At 59.4% G+C, this 22,568-nt stretch carries 21 protein-coding genes; 15 read left to right on the forward strand and 6 right to left on the reverse strand.

Features of this window, described 5'->3' with window-relative positions:
• Positions 1-66: 66 nt before the first annotated feature.
• The 5 genes from AC07TV_RS07730 to nifH form a co-directional block, all read right to left on the reverse strand.
• Complete coding sequence (locus AC07TV_RS07730) at positions 67-258, reverse strand: 4Fe-4S binding protein (protein WP_494647812.1); 192 nt, start codon at positions 256-258, stop codon at positions 67-69.
• 79 nt (positions 259-337) lie between these two features.
• Positions 338-565, reverse strand: coding sequence for a putative nitrogen fixation protein NifT (nifT, locus tag AC07TV_RS07735; RefSeq protein ID WP_226498257.1), 228 nt, complete (start codon positions 563-565; stop codon positions 338-340).
• An 83-nt stretch (positions 566-648) separates the two neighbouring features.
• The gene (gene nifK, locus AC07TV_RS07740; protein WP_226498258.1) at positions 649-2,217 is read right to left on the reverse strand and encodes a nitrogenase molybdenum-iron protein subunit beta; all 1,569 of its coding nucleotides are present in this window, start codon (positions 2,215-2,217) and stop codon (positions 649-651) included.
• Between the two features lie 137 nt (positions 2,218-2,354).
• Positions 2,355-3,827, reverse strand: coding sequence for a nitrogenase molybdenum-iron protein alpha chain (gene nifD / locus AC07TV_RS07745; protein ID WP_494647813.1), 1,473 nt, complete (start codon positions 3,825-3,827; stop codon positions 2,355-2,357).
• Between the two features lie 91 nt (positions 3,828-3,918).
• Positions 3,919-4,800: a nitrogenase iron protein gene (nifH, locus tag AC07TV_RS07750; protein ID WP_494647814.1), complete on the reverse strand. Its 882-nt coding sequence runs from the start codon at positions 4,798-4,800 to the stop codon at positions 3,919-3,921.
• A gap of 305 nt (positions 4,801-5,105) precedes the next feature.
• On the opposite strand from nifH, the gene AC07TV_RS07755 reads away from it, so the two are divergent.
• From AC07TV_RS07755 to AC07TV_RS07805, 11 genes are all read left to right on the forward strand, one after another.
• Positions 5,106-5,915, forward strand: a complete 810-nt coding sequence (locus AC07TV_RS07755; RefSeq protein WP_494647815.1) for an NAD(+)--dinitrogen-reductase ADP-D-ribosyltransferase — start codon at positions 5,106-5,108, stop codon at positions 5,913-5,915.
• A 236-nt stretch (positions 5,916-6,151) separates the two neighbouring features.
• Positions 6,152-8,392, forward strand: a complete 2,241-nt coding sequence (locus AC07TV_RS07760; RefSeq protein WP_494647816.1) for a PAS domain S-box protein — start codon at positions 6,152-6,154, stop codon at positions 8,390-8,392.
• 402 nt (positions 8,393-8,794) lie between these two features.
• The gene (locus AC07TV_RS07765; RefSeq protein ID WP_494647817.1) at positions 8,795-10,300 is read left to right on the forward strand and encodes an aromatic/alkene/methane monooxygenase hydroxylase/oxygenase subunit alpha; all 1,506 of its coding nucleotides are present in this window, start codon (positions 8,795-8,797) and stop codon (positions 10,298-10,300) included.
• A 64-nt stretch (positions 10,301-10,364) separates the two neighbouring features.
• The gene (locus AC07TV_RS07770; protein WP_494647818.1) at positions 10,365-10,631 is read left to right on the forward strand and encodes a toluene-4-monooxygenase system B family protein; all 267 of its coding nucleotides are present in this window, start codon (positions 10,365-10,367) and stop codon (positions 10,629-10,631) included.
• 47 nt (positions 10,632-10,678) lie between these two features.
• Positions 10,679-11,014, forward strand: a complete 336-nt coding sequence (locus tag AC07TV_RS07775; RefSeq protein ID WP_494647819.1) for a monooxygenase system ferredoxin subunit — start codon at positions 10,679-10,681, stop codon at positions 11,012-11,014.
• Entirely contained in the window at positions 11,001-11,489 is a 489-nt protein-coding gene (locus tag AC07TV_RS07780; protein WP_494647820.1) for an MmoB/DmpM family protein, read from the forward strand. The genes AC07TV_RS07775 and AC07TV_RS07780 overlap by 14 nt, the downstream gene beginning before the upstream one ends.
• A gap of 55 nt (positions 11,490-11,544) precedes the next feature.
• Positions 11,545-12,531, forward strand: coding sequence for an aromatic/alkene monooxygenase hydroxylase subunit beta (locus tag AC07TV_RS07785; RefSeq protein ID WP_494647821.1), 987 nt, complete (start codon positions 11,545-11,547; stop codon positions 12,529-12,531).
• 71 nt (positions 12,532-12,602) lie between these two features.
• The gene (locus AC07TV_RS07790; RefSeq protein ID WP_494647822.1) at positions 12,603-13,619 is read left to right on the forward strand and encodes a 2Fe-2S iron-sulfur cluster-binding protein; all 1,017 of its coding nucleotides are present in this window, start codon (positions 12,603-12,605) and stop codon (positions 13,617-13,619) included.
• Positions 13,620-13,691: 72 nt separating this feature from the next.
• Positions 13,692-15,068, forward strand: a complete 1,377-nt coding sequence (locus tag AC07TV_RS07795; RefSeq protein ID WP_494647823.1) for an OmpP1/FadL family transporter — start codon at positions 13,692-13,694, stop codon at positions 15,066-15,068.
• Positions 15,069-15,336: 268 nt separating this feature from the next.
• Positions 15,337-18,225 (forward strand): ATP-binding protein, encoded by a 2,889-nt coding sequence (locus tag AC07TV_RS07800; RefSeq protein WP_494647824.1) that lies wholly within the window; start codon positions 15,337-15,339, stop codon positions 18,223-18,225.
• On the forward strand, positions 18,222-18,869 hold the full coding sequence (locus AC07TV_RS07805; RefSeq protein WP_494647825.1) for a response regulator transcription factor: 648 nt from the start codon (positions 18,222-18,224) through the stop codon (positions 18,867-18,869). Before AC07TV_RS07800 ends, AC07TV_RS07805 begins: the two co-directional genes overlap by 4 nt.
• 72 nt (positions 18,870-18,941) lie before the next feature.
• Here AC07TV_RS07805 and AC07TV_RS07810 read toward each other — a convergent pair whose 3' ends face one another.
• On the reverse strand, positions 18,942-20,126 hold the full coding sequence (locus AC07TV_RS07810; protein ID WP_494647826.1) for a CaiB/BaiF CoA transferase family protein: 1,185 nt from the start codon (positions 20,124-20,126) through the stop codon (positions 18,942-18,944).
• Positions 20,127-20,341: 215 nt separating this feature from the next.
• Here AC07TV_RS07810 and AC07TV_RS07815 point away from each other — a divergent pair, with 215 nt between their 5' ends.
• From AC07TV_RS07815 to AC07TV_RS07830, 4 genes are read left to right on the forward strand one after another with little or no spacing between them, the layout of a single operon-like run.
• Entirely contained in the window at positions 20,342-21,178 is an 837-nt protein-coding gene (locus tag AC07TV_RS07815) for an SIR2 family protein (RefSeq protein WP_494647827.1), read from the forward strand.
• Between the two features lie 38 nt (positions 21,179-21,216).
• Positions 21,217-21,774: a hypothetical protein gene (locus AC07TV_RS07820; protein WP_494647828.1), complete on the forward strand. Its 558-nt coding sequence runs from the start codon at positions 21,217-21,219 to the stop codon at positions 21,772-21,774.
• Positions 21,774-22,151: a bacteriohemerythrin gene (locus tag AC07TV_RS07825; protein WP_494647829.1), complete on the forward strand. Its 378-nt coding sequence runs from the start codon at positions 21,774-21,776 to the stop codon at positions 22,149-22,151. Before AC07TV_RS07820 ends, AC07TV_RS07825 begins: the two co-directional genes overlap by 1 nt.
• Entirely contained in the window at positions 22,151-22,534 is a 384-nt protein-coding gene (locus AC07TV_RS07830; protein ID WP_494647830.1) for a Rieske (2Fe-2S) protein, read from the forward strand. Before AC07TV_RS07825 ends, AC07TV_RS07830 begins: the two co-directional genes overlap by 1 nt.
• The last annotated feature ends 34 nt before the right edge of the window (positions 22,535-22,568 follow it).

A 22,568-nucleotide genomic window follows, 5' to 3' on the forward strand; every position in this document is an offset into this window, starting at 1 on the left:
GAGGGTCTTCAGTGGAACACCGGTGCAGGTTTCGCTGCCCCGGCGTTCGGCTCAAGACTCTTTGACTCAGGCCGGGCTGATACAGCCCGACGGGCAAACGTCGACACACAACGGTGAATCGTTGTGGCCGTCGCATTCCGTACAAATGGCGGCATCGATCTTGAAGAAGATCTTGCCGGAACTGATGGCCTTGGTCGGGCAGACAGGTTTGCAGTCGCCGCAGGCGGTGCACATGTCGGGGTCGATTTTCATTGCCATGATGCTCTCCTTTAAATCCGCCCTGGCTGGCCGCAGTTATCAAATAAGCGGCTGGCTGGGCGGGCAGGTTTCAACGGGCTTAGTCTTCGGCAGCGCCGAGGCGCTTTGCTCTCAGCGAAATCGGTAAGCGAGCCGGTTTGGCGATCGGATCGATGTAGTACGTTCCACCGTTGTCCAGTTTGAGTTCGCCACCCCATTTTTCGGCGGTGTCGAATTCGATGGATTCGATGGACGCTTCCAGATCGCGCTTCGGAAGGTAGAACACCAGCCCACCGCTGCTGCCTTGCTGGATCATGATGTTGGCCATTTCGGCTCCCTAATGATGTTGTCGCCAAAGTTCGCGCGTATGCCCCACTACCGTTGCCGGTAGCGGGGCATTGCGAAGACCGATTAACGAACCAGGTCGAAGTTGTAGTCGGTGGTGCCCATGCCGATCGTTTCCTTGTCGAGTTGCTCAAGGACAGCGTTGGTCAGCTGGGTAACTACAGACATCATGCCTTCGTAGCCCATGGTCGTGGCGCGGTGCATGTGGTGACGGTCGAAGATCGGGAAGCCGAGGCGGATCAACGGTACTTCGAACTCTTCACCCAGGTGGCGGGTGTCGCGCTGGATGTACTTGCCGTAGGAGTTGCCGATCAGGAAGTCCGGCTTGTCCGTGAAGCACAGGCTGCGCATGTGCCACAGGTCGTTGCCAGCGTAGACCTTGCCATTGACGCCGAACGGGCTGGAAGCGAGCAGCTTCTCGATGCTCTTGGCCCAACGCTTGTTGCCGTTGTGAGCCAGGATGTGGGTCGGTTCAGCACCCACTTCGAGCAGCATCTTGACGACGCCCATGACGAAGTCCGGGTCACCGTAGATGGCGAACTTCTTGCCGTGCAACCAGGCGTGGCTGTCGGAAACGAGGTCCATACAGCGGCCGCGTTCCAGTTCCAGGGAGGCCGGGATCGGCTTGCCGGTGACTTCGGAGATCTTCATCAGGAACTCGTCGGTCCACTCGACACCCATCGGGATGTTGAGCTTCGGAATGTCGTGGTTCCAGGTGTTCTCGACGAACTTCTTCGTCTTTTCCAGTTGAGCCGGTTGCAGCAGGACGGTGGTGATGCCGTTCGGTGCATCCTTGACTTCGTCCATCGTCGTGCCGCCCGAGTACATGCGGAATTCGCCGTCAGCCGGGGTGTCGAAGACTTCGGAAGGATCGGACAGCATCGTGTAATCGACGCCCATTTCGGTCAGCATGCGCTTGATGACACGGTAGTTGCCGAGATAGGTCTCGAAGCCGGGCACGATGTTGATCTTGCCGTTCGAACCAATCTTCTTGCCGTCCATATAGTTCAGCGTGAAGTAGCGGAGGATGCCTTCTTCCATGTTGTCCCAGCCGGTCGTGTGCGAACCGACGAAAGACGGGGTATGGGCGTAAGGAACCGGGTATTCCTGGGGAATGTTGCCGGCCTTCTTGGTGTTGTTGATGAAGGCATTCAAGTCGTCACCGATAACTTCCGCCATACAGGTGGTGGAAACAGCGATCATGTCCGGCTTGTAGATGGCCTTGGCATTTTCCAGACCGTCGATCATGTTCTTCTGACCACCGAACACGGCTGCATCTTCGGTCATCGAGTCGGAAACGCAGGAACACGGCTCCTTGAAGTGACGGTTGAAGTAGGTGCGGAAGTAGGCGACACAACCTTGCGAACCATGCACGTAGGGCAGGGTCTTGTGGAAGCCGGAGGCGCAGAGGACGGCGCCGAGCGGCTGGCAGGCCTTGGCCGGATCAACGGTCAGGGCTTCGCGCTTGAAGTTGAGGTCCTGATATTCCTTGGTGGTCGACCACACGAAGGTTTCCCAGACCTTTTCAGGGCCATGGCCTTCTTCGAAGAGTTCGCGCTTTTCAGCGAGGTTCTTCTTGTAGTCGTCGTCGCGGAACAGCGGGTAACAGGGCTTGATGTTGTCTGCGGTTTGCATTGCTATCTCCTTGCCCGGTCCGCTCATCTGCGATACCAGGCGAAAGGTTGATGATCAGGGTTTCCGGCAGCGGGACAGGTGAAGGACGCGAAGTCCGCAATCACCTGTCGCCGCTACTTTTTCCCAATTCCTGAAACTCAGGCAGCCTTCTTGACTTCTTCAGCAGCAACCTTCTTCCACGGGGGCGTCAGGTTCTTGAAGGTCGGGTTGGACAGGGCGATGTCCATGTCACGGGCGAAGATCGCGAAACCGTCGTAACCGTGGTAAGGACCCGAGTAGTCCCAGGAGTGCATCTGGCGCAGCGGAATGCCCATCTTCTGGAAGATGTACTTTTCCTTGATGCCGGAGCCGACCATGTCGGGCTTCAGGCGCTTGACGAACTCTTCCAGCTCGAAACCGGTGACGTCGTCGTAGAGCAGGGTGGCATCACCCATTTCCTTGATCGTGCGGTCGTAGTCGTCGTTGTGGCCGAATTCGTAGCCGGTGCCGATGACTTCCATGCCGAGGTCTTCGTAGGCGCCGATAACGTGACGCGGACGCAGGCCGCCGACGTAGAGCATGACCTTCTTGCCCTGCAGACGCGGTTTGTACTTGGCGATGATCTCGTCCATCATCGGCTTGTAGCGGGCGATGACAGCTTCGGTCTTTTCCTTGACGGAATCGTCGAAGAAAGCAGCGATCTTGCGCAGCGATTCGATGATCTTCGTCGGGCCGAAGAAGTTGTATTCCAGGTAAGGAATGCCGTACTTCTCTTCCATGTGACGGGAGATGTAGTTCATCGAACGGTAGCAGTGCAGCAGGTTCAGCTTGACCTTCGGCGTGTTCATCATTTCAGCAATGGTGCCGTCGCCGGACCACTGAGCCACGACACGCAGGCCCATCTCTTCGAGAAGAATACGGGTTGCCCAGGCATCGCCGCCGATGTTGTAGTCACCGATGATGGCTACATCATAGGGGGTCGATTCGTAGGCAGCGCCATCGCGCTTGTCGAGAACCCAGTCACGGATCGCGTCGTTGGCGATGTGGTGGCCGAGGGACTGCGAAACACCGCGGAAGCCTTCGCAGCGAACCGGGACAACCGGCTTGTCGATGGCGGCCGCAGCCTTCTTGGAGACGGACTCGATGTCGTCACCGATCAGGCCGATCGGGCATTCGGACTGGACCGAGATACCCTTGTGCAGCGGAAAGAGTTGTTCGACTTCTTCGATCAGCTTGGCGAGCTTCTTGTCGCCGCCGAAGACGATGTCCTTCTCCTGGAAATCGGAGGTGAAATTCATCGTGCCGAAGGTATCGACACCGGTGGTGCCGACGTAGTAGTTACGGCGACCGGCGCGGGAGTACTGACCGCAGCCGACGGGGCCGTGCGAGATGTGGATCATGTCCTTGATCGGACCCCAGACCACGCCCTTGGAACCAGCGTAGGCACAACCACGAATGGTCATGACGCCGGGCAGGGACTTGCGGTTGGAAGTGATGCACTTCTTCGATTGTTCGATGGTTTGATCATTGGTCGCGAGATGCTTGGCGCGATCCTTCTGAGCTTTTTCCGGATAAACCTCAAGCACCTCGGCAATGAGGGCGTCGGTTTCTTCGCGAGACAGAGTTGTCATGTTTTCCTCCTGACGTCGCCACCAATCTGTGGCCGACGTACTGGTTGAAAGTGGCGGGGGGAAGCCCCCGCCGGAGCTTGCAGGGTCTTGCTTAGGCAGCCAGTTCAGCAGCGGTCTGACCGACGATGGACTCGTCTTCCGCTTCCATGATGCCGAATTCCATCAGCAGTTCTTCCAGCTCTTCCATCTCGATCGGAGTCGGGATGACGAAGTTGGTGTTGTTGACGATCTTGTTGGCGAGCTGACGATATTCGTCAGACTGCTTGTGCTTCGGATCGTATTCAACCATGGTCATGCGGCGGATTTCAGCGTGCTGAACAGCGTTGTCACGCGGCACGAAGTGGATCATGGTGGTGCCCAGGCGACCAGCCAGAGCCATGATCAGTTCGTCTTCGCGGTCGGTGTTGCGGCTGTTGCAGATCAGGCCGGCCAAACGGACAGAACCGGAGTTCGCGTACTTCACGATACCCTTGGCAATGTTGTTGGCAGCGTACATGGCCATCATTTCGCCGGAGCAAACGATGTAGATTTCCTGAGCCTTGTTTTCGCGAATCGGCATGGCGAAGCCACCGCAGACCACGTCACCCAGCACGTCGTAGAAAACGAAGTCGAGATCTTCGTCGTAGGCGCCTTCTTCTTCAAGGAAGTTGATGGCGGTGATAACGCCGCGGCCAGCACAGCCGACGCCGGGTTCCGGGCCACCGGATTCAACGCACTTGATACCGCCGAAACCGACGGAGAGGACGTCTTCCAGTTCCAGATCTTCCACCGAACCGGCTTCAGCAGCCAGGTGCATTACGGTGGTCTGAGCCTTGCTATGCAGGATCAGGCGGGTTGAGTCGGCTTTCGGATCGCAGCCAACAATCATTACTTTCTTGCCGGATTCAGCGAGTGCAGCCACCAGATTCTGAGTGGTGGTGGACTTGCCGATGCCGCCTTTGCCGTAGATGGCGCATTGACGCAGTTTAGCCATGGTGTAATCTCCTTAGTCTGTCAGTCGATTTGCGAAGGAATCTTTGAGAGTCGCACCTCACCTTTTGCACGTAGCGTGCCAGGTCGACTGGCAGACCGTAATCGATTGATTATTAAATGAAAATAAAAAATAAGCCGGTAATTGTCGGGTCGGATGCATCCGACAATATCCCTACGCTTTGTAGGGGTGACGACAATGCGTCGAGCGTTAGCGAGACAAAACCGGCCTCAGGAGACGGCAGTCTCCTATGTGACTCATTGCGAGGCAGCCACTGGCCTCAGGCCGGATCAACTCACAAAGCGACATTGCCGCGCGAGGCTCGCCTGCCGATCAATCGCTGCAATCTGCCGGCCGTCGTCCTCGGTGGCCTGACTTATCAGCAATACCCCAGCCCCTTATTGATCGACGGCGTTGCCGAGCTGCATAGTGATTTGTTCCGGCGCCTCAATGCAGCGCTGCCGGAAGCGCGGGCAGACGTCTTTCGCGATTACATGACTATCCATTTCCAGCTTGAGTGGCCTGAAGAAATGGGGCTGAGCGGAGAACTGCGCGGGCGTCGGAAAAGTCGGGCGAAAGCCAACTACATCCGGATGATTCGCGGCTGGAGCTTCGATTCCGACAGCCGCGAGGGCGCCGTGCTCAAAGGCTGGGTCGAGTCACGTTTCGGCCTGATGCCGCGCTACCACGGCCAGCCTCTGCGTGACCCGGCCGGTGAGGGTTACCGGCGCTACCAGGAAATGCGCTCGCACGGCCTGTATGGCACCAGTGCACTCGAAGCGCAGTTCGATCTGCTGTACACCTTCAGCCAGTTTGAACTGGCCCAACGCCATCATGGCGCCCGGCACGTCACGCTCTATCGCGGCGTCAATCGCCTGGCCGACCACGAAGTGCTCAGGAAGGGCGCTGGTGGCCACCACATTGTCCTGCTCAACAACCTCAATTCATTCACCTGCAGCCGCGAACGCGCCTGCGAGTTCGGCGACTACATACTTGAAGTCAACATTCCGCTGACCAAGATCTTCTTCCAGTGCGGCCTGCTGCCCGGGGTGCTGCAGGGTGAGGATGAGTTTCTGGTAATCGGCGGTGTTGTCGATGTCACGTTGTCGACAATTTGACGCGTTCCGGGGCGTCGGTCGAGTCAGAGTGCTGTTGTTTGGCTCATGACTAAATCATTTTTTGCAGTTAGCGGTATCTGACTACAGAAAGCACGGTATTTACGGTTTCTCGCCCGGTTGGTAGGCTCGAAAAAATGCAAATGAGCTGACGTTTGCAAGGCGTTATCGGGCGGAGAAGGAGCGAGATGAGGGAGGGTAAGTCTGCCAGATCACGGAGCTTTCCCGGAGCACCGACCATGTGGCGCCGTATCTTCGACGCCATCGAGGATCCGGTAGTTCTCCACGATGCGGAGTTCCACGTGCTGCTGGCCAACGCAGCCTATTGTCGGGAGGCTGGTCTGAGTGAGGCGGAAGTTCTAGGAAAACCATACTGGGAGGTTTTCCCCCGCGGCGCCGGGCCGCTGCCCAAGCGCAAGGATGTGGTGCGGAGCGGTGACCCGTCGATCAGCCAGGATGAGGTACAGGTCGGGGCGAAGCTGTTTCTTGCCAAGTGTTATGTCGTTCGCGACGACCAGGGGGTGGCCAGCCATTCATTGCTGATCTTCAACGACATCACGGCACAACGTCTGGCCGAGATGGCCCTGGCAGAAAGTGAGGAACGCTTTCGCCGGGCCATGGAAACGGCGCGCGACGCCATTGTCAGTATCGATGGCGAGAGTGGCATCGTCACTGCCTGGAACCCGGCGGCGGAGATGATGTTCGGCTTTCCGCGGGAAGAGATTCTCGGGCGGAATTTTCACGACTTCATTTTGCCGCCGAGATTTCGCGAGGCAGCAAAAACAGGTATGGCCCAATTCGCCAGCGAAGGGAAAGGTCCGGTCATCGGCCGTACGCAGGAGCTTATCGCCTTGCGCCGCGATGGTACGGAGTTCCCCATCGAGCTTTCGATTTCCGCGGTGCAGATTCACGGTAAATGGAATGCCACCGGGATTGCCCGCGACATCAGCGAGCGCAAGCATGCAGAGGAGTCGCTGAAGAACCTGGCAACGAAATTCCGTACCGTCTTCGAATCGTCTTCGGATGCGATCATCCTGCTCGATGAGGCAGGTTTCTTCGACTGCAACATGGCGGCCCTGCGCATGTTCGGTTTTCAATCGCGCGACGAATTTCTTGGCAAGAATCTCTCGACACTTTTCCCGCCGACCCAGCCGGGCGGTGAACAGTCGATTGAGTTGGCCCATGAACACATGGCCATCGCATTCGAGAGTGGAAGCGATCGGTTCGAGTGGCTCCATTGCCGGCAGGATGGCGCAGAGTTTCCTGCCGAGGTGTTGCTTACCGCCCTGACGCTTGATGGAAAACTGGCAATACAAGCTACGGTGCGCGACATCTCCGAACGCAGGCATGCGGAAGAAAAAGATCGTCGCCTTGGCCAGATGTACCGTACGATCAGCCGTTGCAATGAGGTTTTGGTACGCGCGCAGGACGAGGCGGCGCTGATCCACGATATGTGCCGGGTTCTTTCGGACGAAGGCGGATTTCCGACTGTATGGGTCGGTTATGTCACGCCCGGTGCGTCCGAATTGATCCGGCCGGTTGCTTCGATCGGGGAGCTTGCCGAACGTTTTCTCGAATGCCCCGATACGACCACGGCTGACGAAGGGCAGGGGCCGGCGACCACTGCCATTCGCACGGAGCAGGCCGTGGTGTGCCTGGACATCCAGAAGGACGAGCGCTGCCAATCGGTGCGTGAGTCGGCCTTGCAACTGGGTTACGAGGCGGTCGCCGCCTTTCCGCTTACCTTCAACGAACATGGATTGGGCGTCCTGGTTGTCTATGGGCACCGGCCGGACGAGTTCGCCGAAGACATCATCGCGCTGTTGGCGGAATTGGCCGGCGACCTCGCTTTCGGCATCGGCAATCTGCGTTCCCGTGGGGATCGTTTGCGCATTCTGGAGAAGCTTGAACTGAGTCTCGATCACGCGGTCGCCGCGATCGCCGCAATGGTCGAGATGCGCGACCCCTATACCGCCGGACATCAACGGCGCGTGGCCAAGCTGGCAACTGCAATTGCTGAGGAAATGGGGATGTCAGCCGATGACCAGGAGGGACTGCACATGGCGGGCATTCTCCACGATATCGGCAAAATCCATGTGCCGGCCGAAATTCTGTCAAATCCGGGCAAACTGAGCGATGCGGAATTCGAGATCATCAAGACGCACGCCAAAATCGGTTGGGAAGTCCTCAAGGAAATCGACTTTCCCTGGCCGGTCGCCGATATGGTCTATCAGCACCACGAAAAGCTGGATGGTTCCGGCTATCCCCGTGGCTTGAAAAGCGATGAAATTCTCCCCGCTGCACGCATTCTTGCGGTGGCCGACGTCGTCGAATCAATGACCACGCACCGCCCCTATCGGCCCGGATTTGGCGTCTTCCCGGCATTGCAGGAAATCTCCCAGCGCAAGGGCACGGCCTATGACGCAATGGCGGTTGAGGCCTGCCTGCGGCTGTTCATGGAGAAGAACTATCAATGGTAGGAAGCCCCCGGATTCTTTCGGTCTGATTGAAAGCAATCAGGTGGCGTGACCGGGCGTCGCTCGCGGCGGCGTTTCGAGAGGGTCGCCCCTGGCCAAATTCACATTTCGATTTTGGCCGTTTTTTCCGGTTGACCGTGGAAATACTCAAGCCAGGCTGTCACGCGAAATCGGCTTGCCAAGCAGGCCGGCCGCGGCATTTCGCGATGTGGATCGATCGGGGGCTATCCTCAAAAGCACCCCATCTAAACCAAAGTCTAATACTCCGCTTCTTTCATTCCCTGTAACTTTAGCCATATGCGGAATCTCGATATTTTTCAATTTGCCGCGTGCCCCTGGCGACAGAGATCGCTTTGATTCGGGAAGTGCGGGATCCCCAATCCTGCTACAAAGAAGGAGACATTGATGGCTGTACTAAACAGAATGGACTGGTATGACCTGGCCAGGACCACGAACTGGACCCCCACGTATGTGACGGAAAATGAACTGTTTCCGCCACTGATGTCGGGCGATTTCGGCTTGCCCCAGGATGCCTGGGAAAAATACGACGAGCCTTACAAGCAGACCTATCCGGAATACGTCAAAGTCCAGCGTGACAAGGACGCCGGCGCTTACTCGGTCAAGGCAGCGCTGGAACGCAGCCGCATTTTCGAAAATGCCGATCCGGGCTGGAAGTCGGTCATGAAAGCCCACTACGGCGCCATCGCCCGCGGCGAATACGCCGCCGCCAGTGCCGAGGCGCGCATGATGCGTTTCTCCAAGGCACCGGGCATGCGCAACATGTCCACGCTGGGTTGCCTGGATGAAATCCGTCACGGCCAGATGCAGTTGTATTTCCCGCACGAACACGTTTCGAAGGACCGCCAGATGGACTGGGCCTTCAAGGCCTACGACACCAATGAGTGGGGCATGATTGCGGCCCGTCACTTCTTCGACGACATCATGATGACCCGCGACGCGATCAGCGTCTCCATCATGCTGACCTTCAGCTTCGAGACCGGTTTCACCAACATGCAGTTCCTCGGCCTGGCTGCCGATGCGGCCGAAGCAGGTGACCACACCTTCGCCAACCTGATTTCCAGTATCCAGACCGACGAATCCCGCCATGCCCAGATCGGCGGCCCGGCCCTCAAGATTCTGATCGAGAACGGTCAGAAGGCAGAAGCGCAAAAGCGTGTCGATATTGCCGTGTGGGGCGCCTGGAAGCTTTTCTCGGTGTTGACCGGTCCGATCATGGACTACTACACGCCGCTCGAGCATCGCAAGCAGTCGTTCAAGGAATTCATGGAGGAATGGATCGTCGCCCAGTTCGAGCGCGCCCTGACCGACATGGGCCTCGACCTACCCTGGTACTGGGATATTTTCCTCAAGGACATCGCTGAAACCCACCACGGCATGCACATGGGGTCCTACTTCTGGCGCCCCACCGTCTGGTGGAATCCGGCAGCAGGCGTAACGCCCGACGAGCGTGCCTGGCTCGAAGAGAAGTATCCCGGCTGGAACGACACCTGGGGTCAGTGCTGGGACGTCATCATCGACAACGTTGTCGATGGCAACATGGCCATGACCTATCCGGAAACCCTGCCCTACGTCTGCAATCAGTGTCAGTTGCCGATTCTCGGTACGCCCGGCAAGGGCTGGAACGTCAAGGATTACCCGCTGGAATACAACGGCCGCTTGTATCACTTCGGTTCGGAAGTTGATCGCTGGTGCTTCGAGCAGGAGCCGGAGCGTTATGCCGGACACCTGAGCATTGTCGACCGTTTTCTGGCCGGCATGATCCAGCCGATGGACCTCGGCGGTGCGCTTGCCTACATGAACCTGGCGCCTGGCGAGTGTGGCGACGATGCCCACAACTATGCCTGGGCTGAAGTTTATCGCGCCCTGCGGGCAACCAAAAAGGCCAGCTGATCGCAGCTGCCATGCAAGCCGGCGTCTGCGGACGCCGCTTCCAAAAAAACAGGAGATTCTAGAAATGGCGTTGTTTCCAATTACTTCCAATTTCGAGGGCGACTTCGTCCTGCAACTGGTCGCGGTCGATAGCGAGAACACCATGGACGAGGTGGCTGCCGCCGCTGCCGTGCATTCGGTCGGCCGCCGCGTCCGGGCGCGGCCGGGGCAGATCCTGCGCGTGCGTCGGCAGGACAGTGACGAGTTTCTGCCGCGCACCATGCGCGTTTCCGAATCCGGCCTGAAGCCGACGGAGACCGTCGAAATCATCTGGGAGGCCCCGAAGCACTGAGTGCTTGCGGCGTCGCCATCCTAAACAGGAATTATCAGGAGTCAGGAATGGGTTTCAAAAAGGTATGCACGCTCGACGACCTCTGGGAAGGGGAAATGGAGTCGTTCGAAGTCGATGGCCAGGAGATTTTGCTGGTCTGTGCGGAGGGCGGCGACATCAAGGCCTTTCAGGGCATCTGCCCGCATCAGGACATTCCGCTGGTCGAAGGCAGCTTTGATGGCAAGAAGCTGATTTGCAAGGCGCACCTGTGGCAGTTCGATGCCTGTACCGGCAAGGGTATCAACCCCGACGACTGCGCGCTGGCCGAGTATCCGGTCAAGGTTGATGGGGAGGATGTCCTGATTGAGACAGACGGTGTCGAGCCTTTGTTTGCCCATTCCTGACCGGGCTTCCTTCACATATTTGAGGATGAGTCACATGGGTATTTTGAATTGGCTGGGAAGCTTATTGGGCGGCGGACAAACGCAGCCGAAGCTGGCTTGCCCGTCCGGACTGGCCAGCAGCATCGGCGCGCCAGACTTGAAAGAAATCGAGGAGAAAAAAATGAACACGACAGGTTCCGCACAGGCCTATCACAACAATCTGGTCGGGCCTGTCATGCGCGGTGGTGACTTGGCCATGGCGGTCATCGAGGCGGCGAAAATCGACAATCCGGGCAAGGAAGTCTTTGTTGACGACAAACGCGCCTATATCCGCATCCACACCGAACACGAGATGGTGCTGCACCGCGCAACCATCGAGGATGAGTTGGGCCGCCCGTTCAAGATGAATGATCTGGAAGTGGACCTGAGTTCCTTCGCCGGCCAGATCGAAAGCGGTGATAACTCCATCCGTTTCTATTTCGCGAAAAAGATGTAAGGGCTGCCCCAACGCAACACTGGCCAGCCAACACCAAAAAATCAAGGAGACAAGAATGTCGGAAGTTCAAGTACTGAAGCCGCTCAAGACGTGGAGCCATCTCGCCGCCCGCCGTCGCAAGCCGAGCGAATACGAAATCGTCAGTGCCAACCTGCACTACAACGACCGGGATGCCAATTCGCCGTACGAGCTTGATCCCAACATGTTCATGAACACCTGGTACAAGAAGAACACCTTCGGTACCGCCCTCAAGCACCCTGACTGGAACGCCTTCCGCGACCCGGAAGAAGTCGTCTACCGCACCTACAACATGATGCAGGACGGCCAGGAAACCTACGTTTTCGGCCTCTTCGACCAGTTCAACCAGCGCGAGAACGACAAGGCGCTCGATCCCCGCTGGGCCGGCACCCTGGCGCGTTTCTATACGCCCTCCCGTTACCTGTTTCACACCATCCAGATGGCTTCGGCTTACGTCGGACAGGTCTCGCCGGCGAGCACCATCACCAACTGCAATTACTTCCAGATGGCCGACAGCCTGCGCTGGCTCAGTCACACTGCCTACCGCACCAAGGAGCTGTCAATCGCCTTCCCCGACAAGGGTTTTGCGGTCGACGAGCGGACCTATTGGGAAACCGATCCGGTCTGGCAGGGTTTCCGCGAACTTATGGAAAAGGCGATGACCGTGTGGGACTGGGGCGAGGCGATTGTCGTCCTCAACCTGGTCGCCAAGCCGGCCATCGATGAAGCCGTGCTGCGCAAGCTCGGCGAGTCTGCCCGCCACAATGGCGACACCCTGCTCGGCCTGCTGACCGATGCCCAGTTGCTCGATGCGGCGCGCCATCGCCGGTGGATTTCGGCGCTGGTCAAGATGGCGCTGGAGACCCCGGGCAACCTCGAGCTGATCCAGGGCTGGGTCGCCAAGTGGGAGCCGCTGGCCGACAAGGCCATTGATGCCTACTGCTCAACGCTGCCCGACGTTGCTGCCGGTGCCGAAGCGGCCAAAGCGGCAACGCGCGACTTCCGTCGTTCCCTCGGCCTGTAATCGTCAAGCAATCTGAGTTTGGCCAGCGCCCCTTGGCGCGGGCCAAACGCAACCTTCACATTTGTGCTGCCATGACCAAACCAACTATCCGGAATGAAAAAGACGGTTCCGTCTGCGAGCAGAAGGACGGCGACACCATCATCCGCGCCGCCTTGCGCGCCGGGCTGGGGTTTTCGTACGAATGCAACTCCGGCGGCTGCGGTGCCTGCAAGTTCGAACTCGTTGAGGGCGAAGTCGAGACGCTGTGGGTCGATGCGCCGGGCCTCACCGAGCGGGACCGCAAACGTGGCCGCCATCTCGCCTGCCAATGCCGGGCTCTTGGTCCGGTGACCATCAAGGCAGCGACGGCGCCAGAATACAAGCCGAAGGTTCTGCCCAAACGGCAGCGCGCCTACCTGATCGGAACGCGCGATATCACGCATGACATCCGCGAGTTCCGCTTTCGCTCCGAGGATGATGCCGAGTTCCTGCCTGGTCAGTTCGCCATGCTCGATCTGCCCGGCCTTGGCGCCTCGCGCGCCTATTCCTTGTCGAACACGGGCAATGAAAAGCGCGAGTGGCATTTCCAGATTCGCCGCGTCCTGCATGGCCAGGGCACCCACATACTTTTCGAGAAGCTGGCCGAGGGCGACGAGATTGGCCTTGATGGGCCCTACGGTGTGGCTTACTTGCGCACCGAATCGCCGCGCGACATTGTCTGCGTCGCGGGGGGCTCAGGGTTGGCGCCAATGATTTCGCTGACGCGCGGAGCCGTCGAGGCCGGGCTGCTAGCCGACCGGAAACTGTATTTCTTCTACGGCGCACGAACACCGCGTGATGTCTGCGGCGAGGAGATGCTGCGCGTTCTCGCCGGCTTCGGCGACCGCATCGTTTATGTCCCGGTCGTTTCGCTGCCCGGCGACAACGGCGACTGGCATGGCGAGAGCGGTTTCGTCCATGACGTCGTGGCCCGTGCCCTGCCAGCCGAATTGGCCAGCTACGAGTTCTACTTCGCCGGTCCGCCGCCGATGACCCAAGCCTTGCAGGAACTGCTCATGGTTGGCCACAAGGTGCCCTTCGAACAGATTCATTTCGATCGCTTCTTCTGAAGCGCGTTTCAACCGGTTAGCACCGGGGGGATTCAACTGTTTCACATTCCAACAACAGAGGAGATGACGGGGATGACGACAAGAAAAATCGTTGTATCGGCGCTGGTTTCGGCGCTGGCAGGTGGAACTCAACTGGCCCAGGCGACCGATGTGTTTCGCCTCGAGGGTTTCGGCGCCGTATCACGCGGCATGGGTGGCACCGCCGTCGCCCATGATGTCGGCCCGGCCGGCATGATGACCAATCCGGCAACGCTGTCGCTGATGCCGGATGGCGATCAGGCCATGGTTGGCCTTGATCTGGTGACGACCGATATCAACGTCACGAACAAGGCAACCGGCGAAAGCGTTTCTTCCGAGACCCACTCCAACAACCGCGGCCCCTACATGGCACCCGAGGCGGCCTACACCAAACGGTTCGGTGGCTGGTCCTTCGGCGTCGGCGCCTTTGCTCAGGGCGGACTGGGTACCGAGTACGGCAATGGCAGCTTCCTGTCCCGGGCTACCGGCGGGCTGGCTACCGGGCTCGACAATTCGAGCCGCTTGCTGGTGCTGAACATTCCCTTCGCTGCCAGCTTTCAGGTTACCGAAAAGCTGACAATCGGCGGCAGCGTCGATGCGATGTGGCAGGGCCTCAATCTTGATTTGCTGCTTGGTGCTGATCAAGTCGGCAGCCTGATCGGTGCCGGACGGGCCACTGGTTCGCTGGTGGGTGCCCTGGGCGGCTTGCCAGACCTGCGCGGAGCGCATTTCAGCCTGACCAAGGACAAGTTTTTGGCTAGCGGTGTCGATGCCTGGGGCTACGGCGGCAAGTTGGGGATGATCTATCGGGCCACGCCGGAAACCATATTGGGTGCGTCCTACACGATCAAGAGCCAGATGAACGACATGGAAGGTCGGGCAACGCTGACGGCCATCGACGGTATCGCCGGCCAAATCGCCTTTGCCGGGAAAATCCAGATCAAGGATTTCCAGATGCCCTCCCATCTCGATCTCGGTGTCAGCCACCGCCTGACCCCGCAATGGACGGTCGCCGCCGACATTTCACGGGTCTTCTGGAAGGACGTGATGAAGGATATCAAGGTCGCCTTTGTTGCCGATGCCGGGGGCGACATCAACATTCTCTTGCCGCAGGACTACAAGGATCAGACCATTGTCTCGCTGGGCGCCGCCTATGCGGTCAACGATAGCCTGACGGTACGCGGTGGTTTGCGTTTCGCCAGCCAGGCCTTGTCTTCATCCACCCTGTTTGCAGTCATTCCGGCAACCCCGAAAAAGCATCTTTCGGCCGGCTTTACCTATGCGTTCTCGAAACAGAGCAAGCTTGATTTCGCCTATTCCCATGCCTTCAAGGAAACCATGGACAACACGAGTTTGCCGAATACCTCTGCCCCGATCGAGGTGACGCACGCCCAGAACAACGCAACGATAAACTTCCGCTACAGCTTCTAACGGTTTACCCATCCTCCGATGGCTTTTGGCGAGTTTTTACTCGCCTTTTTTGCTTTCTGTTGAGGATTCGAATGGCTGCAGAAGTCCGGTCAAGCCTGCAGTTTTCATTCGAATCCGCGACGGAGGGGCATCGCCGACGTTTTGCTCGTATAGTCGGGAAATGGCCTGGCGCGACGTCTCGTGCCGGCCGTGAGCCTCGATTTCCGGATTGAATTGTCAGCAATAGCCCCCACATTTTCTCCTGACTATTCGGCCCAATGGAGTGTGGATGAGAACTGAATTATTAGCGCCGAACGCGGACGTTCACGCCTCCGTAAAAGGCGTGATGCTTGCTGCAGATGACACCACAGAGGTGCGCCGGCAAAAGCTGGCGCGCATCATTCTCGATGCGATGTACCAGTTTCTCGGGTTGCTCGATGTCAACGGCACGGTCCTGGAAATCAATCGGGCGGCGTTGGAGGGGGCGGGGGTCTGTCTTGACGATGTGGTCGGGAAGCCTTTCTGGGAGGCCCGCTGGTGGGCTGTTTCCGAAGATTCGAGCCTGCGCGTGCGGGAGATGGTCGAGCTGGCCAAGCGCGGTGAATTTGTGCGCTGCGATGTCGAGGTCTATGGCGATCTGCATGGAGAAAAAACGATCTTTGTCGACTTTTCGCTGACCCCGATTTACGACGATGAGGGGCGAGTCGCCTTCCTGCTTCCCGAAGGGCGAAACATTACCGAAAAGATCGCCATCGAAGCCGAACTGACGCGCAAGAACGGCGAGTTGCAGTTGGCGCTCGAGAAGCTGCGCGAAATCGATGGCTTCAAAACGAAGTTCTTTGCCAACGTCAGCCACGAACTGCGCACGCCTCTGGCCCTGATTCTCGGGCCGGTCGATCAGCTCCTCAAGGAAGCCACGCAGCTGGGTGAACGGGAGCGCTTCCGGCTGACGACCATCAAGCGTAATGCCCAGTCCCTGCTGCATCAGGTTAACGATCTGCTCGACCTGGCGCGCATCGACGCGCAGCAAATGCCTTTGGCCTACGTCTGTGCCAATGTCAGCGCCATGCTGCGGGATGTCGCAGCCAGTTTTGCCGCAGCGGCTGAGGAGCGATCGATTGCCTTGCTGATCGAGGGGGAGGATGAGCTGTATGCCGACGTCGATCGGGCCAAACTGGCCCGAGTTCTGGCCAATCTGCTCTCCAACGCCTTCAAATTCACCCCGGCCGGTGGCCGCATTAGCTGTTCGATCACGCGCGTGGCGAATCGGCGGTTTTTGCTGAGCGTGCAGGACAACGGACCGGGCGTGCCGCCGCAAATGAAGGAACAGATTTTTTCCCGCTTCGCCCAGGGCCAGGATGGCCTTTCGGGGAGTGGCAGTGGCCTCGGTCTCAACATCGTCAAGGAATTTGTCGAACTGCACTTTGGTACGGTGGTCGCTCTCGATGCACCGGGCGGCGGGGCGATCTTCCAGGTCGAAATGCCGATGCGCGCCCCGAAAGGTGTTTTTGTCCGTGAAAGCAATGAAGAGACTGGATTTGGTGCTTACCAGCCCATCGATTTTTGCGATCCGCAGAGTCAGCCGGCCCGCGATGACAAGCCGGGCGTTTGCCGGATTCTCGTCGTCGAGGACAACCCCGACCTGCGCCATTTTCTCTATGACGTACTGATCGATGACTACAACGTCACGCTGGCCGAGAACGGGGCGATCGCGCTTTCATTGGCGCTGGAAAATCCGCCGGATCTGATCATCACCGATCTCATGATGCCGTATTTCGACGGCGAGCAATTCGTCAGGGAACTCCGTGCCAGCGAGCGTTTCCCGAACATTCCCGTGCTCGTCCTCTCGGCCCGCGCCGACGATGCGCTGCGCGAGACGCTACTCGAAGAACTGGTCCAGGATTACCTGACCAAGCCGTTTTCGCCGCAGGAGTTGCGGGCTCGTGTCCGCAATCTGGTCATGGTCAAACGCACCGTCGACATTCTTCAGAAGGAACTCAATTCACAGGCTTCCGACGTTTGCGAATTGACCGCCGGTCTCGTCGCCAGCCGAAAATCCCTGCAGGATGGCTTCGTGGCCTTGCAGATCTCGGAGCGCCGCTGGCAGGGGCTGTACAACAACACGGCGGTCGGCATCGCGCTGGCCGACAGGGAAGGGCGGATCTTGACCGCCAATCCCGCCCTGCAAAGAATGCTCGGTTACAACCAGGCCGACATCGTTGGCGTCTCGTTTGTCGATATCTCCGAGGAGTCCCAGCGGGCGATGACCAAGCAAAACGTGCATGGCCTGTTCGACGGGGTCATCGACAACTATCACGTGCAAAAACGCTATGAAAAGAAAGACGGCGGCTTCCTCTGGGCCAACGTCAGCGTATCGCTGATTCCCGCCGTTGACCGCGAAGGCCCGCGGCTCGCCGTGATCGTTGAAGACGTCACTTCGCGCAAGCAGGCCGAGACTTCGCTGGCCGTCACCCAGGCAGAACTGGCCAGGGTTTCGCGGTTCACGACCATGGGCGAACTGGTCGCCTCCATCGCCCACGAAGTCAATCAACCGCTTTCGGCCATCGCCACCAATAGCCAGGCGGCGTTGCGCTGGCTGGCTCGGGAAACGCCCGATCTGGACGAGGTGGTCGCCGCCTTGAACCGGGTCAACCGCGATGCCAGCCTGGCCGGGGAGGTCATTACCCGCATCCGGAATTTTCTCCGCATGGGCGGCATCAAGCGCGAAGTGCTCGACGTCAAAAGCATGCTCGACAACTTGCTGCAGATGCTGCAAACCTTGCTGCTCGAGACCGGCGTCCGGGTTGACGTCGCGATTGCGCCTGACTTGCCGGTCGTGCACGCCGACCTCGTTCAGTTGCAGCAGGTCATGCTCAATCTGGTCGTCAATGCCGTCGATGCCATGCGTGATCAGCCGCCAGCCGGGCGTGTCCTGAACATTTCAGTCACGGACCATGCGCAGGAAGGAGCGCTGTTCAAATTCAGCGACACCGGGCCGGGCATTCCCTCCGACATGAAAGAGAAGATTTTCGACGCCCTGTTCTCGACCAAACGCGACGGTCTGGGCATGGGTCTGGCGATCAGCCGCTCGATCATCGAAAACCACGGTGGCCGACTTCGCCTGGAAACGGCCGGTGCCGGGGCAAACTTCGTCTTCAACATTCCGATCAGCCAATGACTGCCAGCCTGACTTCGCAACTTCCCATCGTCTATGTCGTCGATGACGACGCCTCCGTTCGTGAATCCCTGAGCAGCCTGATCCGCTCGGCGGGCATGGCCGTCGAGGTCTTCGCCTCGCCCTTCGATTTCCTGGCCAAGGACAAGCTCAGCGATTTCGCCTGCCTAGTCCTCGACGTCCGCATGCCGGGCCTGGACGGTCTGGCGCTGCAGGAAAGAATCGCCGAGCTGGGCGTCGAGATACCGATCATCTTCATCACCGGCCACGGCGATGTTCCGCTGGCGGTCCGCGCCATGAAGGCGGGCGCCATTGATTTCCTGAACAAGCCGTTCGACGACACGGATCTGCTGAAAGCCATCTCCGCCGCCCTATCGCGAGTCAGCGCCAAGGTCAATGAACGGTCCGAACAGGCCGATCTATGCCAACGTTTCGACGCCCTGACGCCGCGCGAAAAACAGATCATGTTCGCCGTCGCCCAAGGCAAGCAGAACAAAGCCATTGCCTTTGATCTTTCGGTGACGGAAAGCACGGTCAAAGTGCACAAGCACAACGTGATGACCAAAATGAACCTGCGCTCCGTCGCCGAGCTGACGCTGGCCATTCAGCAGCTAAAAAGCGTCGGCAAGAAAGCTCCGGCGGGCTGAAGAGCCAGAAGCAGGAGACTACGGCCAAAAGGTAATTTCAATTTTGGCCTTTTTTCCGGTTGACCGTAGCAATCACAAAACAACCGGGTCGCTGACCACGCCAGCCGTCGCCAGCCGTTCGATTTCTTCTGCCGACAGGCCCAGCCCAGCGAGCCGTTCGCGCGAGTGTTCGCCAAGCAGCGGGGGCGGGCTCTGGATGGTGCCGGGGGTGCGCGAGAGGCGGGGGGCAGGGGTTGGCTGCAGGACGCCGGCGACCTCGGCGAAGGCGTCGCGGGCGACGTTGTGCGGGTGGGACGGGGCGTCGGTCATGCTGAGGACGGGCCAGACGCAGTCGTCGGTGTCGTCGAACAGCGCCGTCCAGTGGTCGCGCGGCTGGGCCTTGAAAATGGCTATGAGGCGTTCCTTCATGGCCGGCCAGGTCGTCGTGTCGTACTGCTTGCCGCTGAAATCAGGGTCACCGACCAGGCCGAGGCGCTCGACGAAAGTCTTGAAGAACTGCGGTTCGAGCGGGCAGACGCTGATCCACTCGCCGTCGGCACACTGATAGACATCGTAGAACGGGGCGCTCGAGTCGATGGCGCACTGGCCTTTCCATTCGCCCAGCGCTTCGAGGTTGAATAGGCCGTGGGCGAGGAGGGCGGCGCCTTCGCACATGGCGGCGTCGATGACCTGGCCTTTGCCCGAGCGTTGCGTTTCGATCAGGGCGCAGGCGATGCCCCAGGCCAGCATGAGGCCGCCACCGCCCATGTCGCCGACCAGCGTCGGTGGCGCCCACGGTGCGCCGCCGTGGCGACGGCCGGTGTCGAGCACGCCGGCAATCGCCGCGTAGTTGGCATCGTGGCCGGCGCGCGGGGCGAGCGGGCCGGTCTGGCCCCAGCCGGTCATGCGGCCGTAGATCAGGCGCGGGTTAATCGCCAGACATTTGTCCGGACCGAAGCCGAGGCGTTCCATGACGCCGGGTCGGAAGCCCTCGATCAGTACGTCGGCTTCAGCGATCAATTTGAAAACGAGCGCCTTGGCTTCCGGATGCTTGAGGTCGATGCACAGCGATTTCTTGCCGCGATTGGCCACCGCCTTGCGCCCGCCGCCGAAGAGCTGCGAGGCGAAGGTACCGCCGGCGCGCTCAAGCAGCGTGACCTCGGCGCCCATGTCGGCGAGCAGCATGCCGCAGAACGGCCCGGGGCCGATACCGGCGAATTCGACGACCTTGATGCCGGCCAGCGGGCCGCGGGATGGGTTTGGGGTGTTGGTTGGCATGGTTTTGGCCGGAGACGGATTCAGGTGGGGTCAGAACATATCACCCAACGGGCATTGGTTGGGCATCGTCTGCAGTGTAGGTCGTGCACCGAAAAACACTGTCGCAAACACGACAATTGAATGGCAGTGCGCCCGGAAAGGCAGGCCAGATCGCGAAGTGGATTCAGGCGTGGAATTTGCTGAATAGGGCTACACCCCCTTTCAGAGCAAACAAAATGACCCCAGAATTGCGCGAAAAACTGCTGGCCGGCCTCAAGGATGGCAGCATTGTTCCCTACCTCGGCCCTGGCGTTTTGGCTGATGTGAAAAATGCGGCGACCGGCGCGCCGATTCCGGCCGACAGCGATTCGCTGATTTACGCCATGAACGACGGCAAGCCGATGGCGCCGAAGCTCATGTACGAATTCCCGCGTGCCGCGATGAATGTCGAGCTCAAACGCGGCCGCAGCGCCGTTACCAAGTTCCTCAACCGCACCTACGGCGAAACCGCCTGGACGCGCGGCGCCGTGCATGACTGGCTCAAGGGCATCGCCCCGCACTACGTCATCGACATCAACCGCGACACGCAGTTGCAGGATTCCTACGCCGACGTCCCGCACAACCTGATCGTCGGCATCGCCCGCCTTGGCGGCACCGATTTTCGCTACAAACTGTATTTCTGGGATGGCGTCGCCTACCAGAAGACCGAAGTCATCAACGCCGCCCTGCCCATCCTCTACAAGCCGATGGGCACGCCGAAGCCGGAAGCCAACTACATCGCCTCCGATGCCGATTACGTCGATTTCATCACCGAACTCATGGGCGGCTTCTCGATCCCGCCGGAAGTCAAGGAACTGCGCAAGGGCAAGCAATACCTGTTCATGGGCCTGCGCATGAACCGCGACACCGAGCGCATGGTGTTGTCCGACGTCATCTACGCCGCCGCCGAACCGGCCGGCTGGGCGCTGATCGCCAACCCGACCGACAAGGAACGCCGCTTCTGCAAGAAGCAGAAACTCGAAGTGATCGAAGCCGACGTCTTCGACCTGATCGGTGCCGCGATTGCGGCCTGAGAGGCAGCCTAATTCATTCAATCCACCAAGGAAGCAACATGTCGCTTGACCGTTACGAACCCCTCTTCTTCAACGCCAATTTCAAGGAAGCCGCCACCTCCGGCGGCCTCGTCGCCTATCGCGGCGAGCTCGTCCTCAAGGAAGGCGAAGTGGCCGATGCCAATGGTCGCCGCAAGCCGCCGACGGAAGTCCTCAAGCAGGCTGTCCTGCTCGGCGATGCCGGTGGCCTCAAGCTCATTTCCGGCTCGCTCGACGAACTGCAGCAATACCCGTTTGTCGTTGAAAAATTTGGCGCCGAATTCAATGCCGGAACGATTGCCGTCTTCTTCACGGTCAATATTCCCAAGGGTTTCGTGACGACCACCAACGGCGCAACCGTTGCCTTCATCCCGCTCGTTCAGGGCATGGTGTGGACCGAGTTGAGCGATCTTGTTGCGCTCGACAAGGGCGATTTCAAGGGCCTGAGCGCTGCCGACAAAGTCGTAACCGTCTTTGACGCGCTCAAGAGCTACAAATTCAAGCTCGCCGAGAACACCGTCGACGAAGCCCTGAAGACCACCAACAACGCCAAGCGCGAGACGCACGGGGCCATCTGATGGCCTGGGACGAGTCCCGTCATGCTTTGGGCGTCCCCGCCATGGACGACACCCATCGCGAATTCGTCGAGCTGGCCTATGCCCTGCTCGTCGCGTCCGACGAGGACTTCCCGGCGCTGTTCGTGCGTCTGCACGAGCACACCCGCCAGCATTTCGAGCACGAAGGCAAGCTCATGAAGTCTTGCCGTTTTCCGGCCATTGGCGAGCACAACAGCGAGCATCTTCGGGTGCTCGGTGAGCTGGCCCACTTCGCTCGTGGCGTGGCGGCCGGTCGGTTGGGGGCGGCGCGTGAATACGCCCGCAACCTGCCAACCTGGTTCGCCGGTCACCTGGCGACGATGGATTCGGCCCTGGCGGGGTGTTTGAAGAAAGCGTGATGGCGGATCGCATCGCGCCCAAGTTTGCCGTCTGCGCGAGTGCCGAACTGGCCGACGGCGAGCACCGCAAACTGACCATGACTTTCGAAGGGCGGGAGGAGGAATGCCTGCTCCTGCGCTTCGAAGGCCAGGTCTATGCCTACATCAACCTCTGCGTGCACATGCCACGCCGGCTCGATGGCGAGGAGCCAAAGATTTTCGACCACACCGGACGCTACCTGCGCTGCTCGATGCACGGCATCGTCTATACCCCGCAAACCGGCGCCTCGGTCAGCGCCATGTGTGAAGGCGAACGCTTGCGGGCGGTGGAGTGCTACGAGGAGGGCGGGGAAGTCGGCATTGCCGACTTTCGGGTTGGCGCCGTTGTTGCCGTGGTCAATTAGGTTTGTCATTCCCGCTTACGCGGTTTTTTGCGCA

It is taken from the genome of Azonexus sp. GW821-FHT04F04 (genome assembly GCF_059420025.1).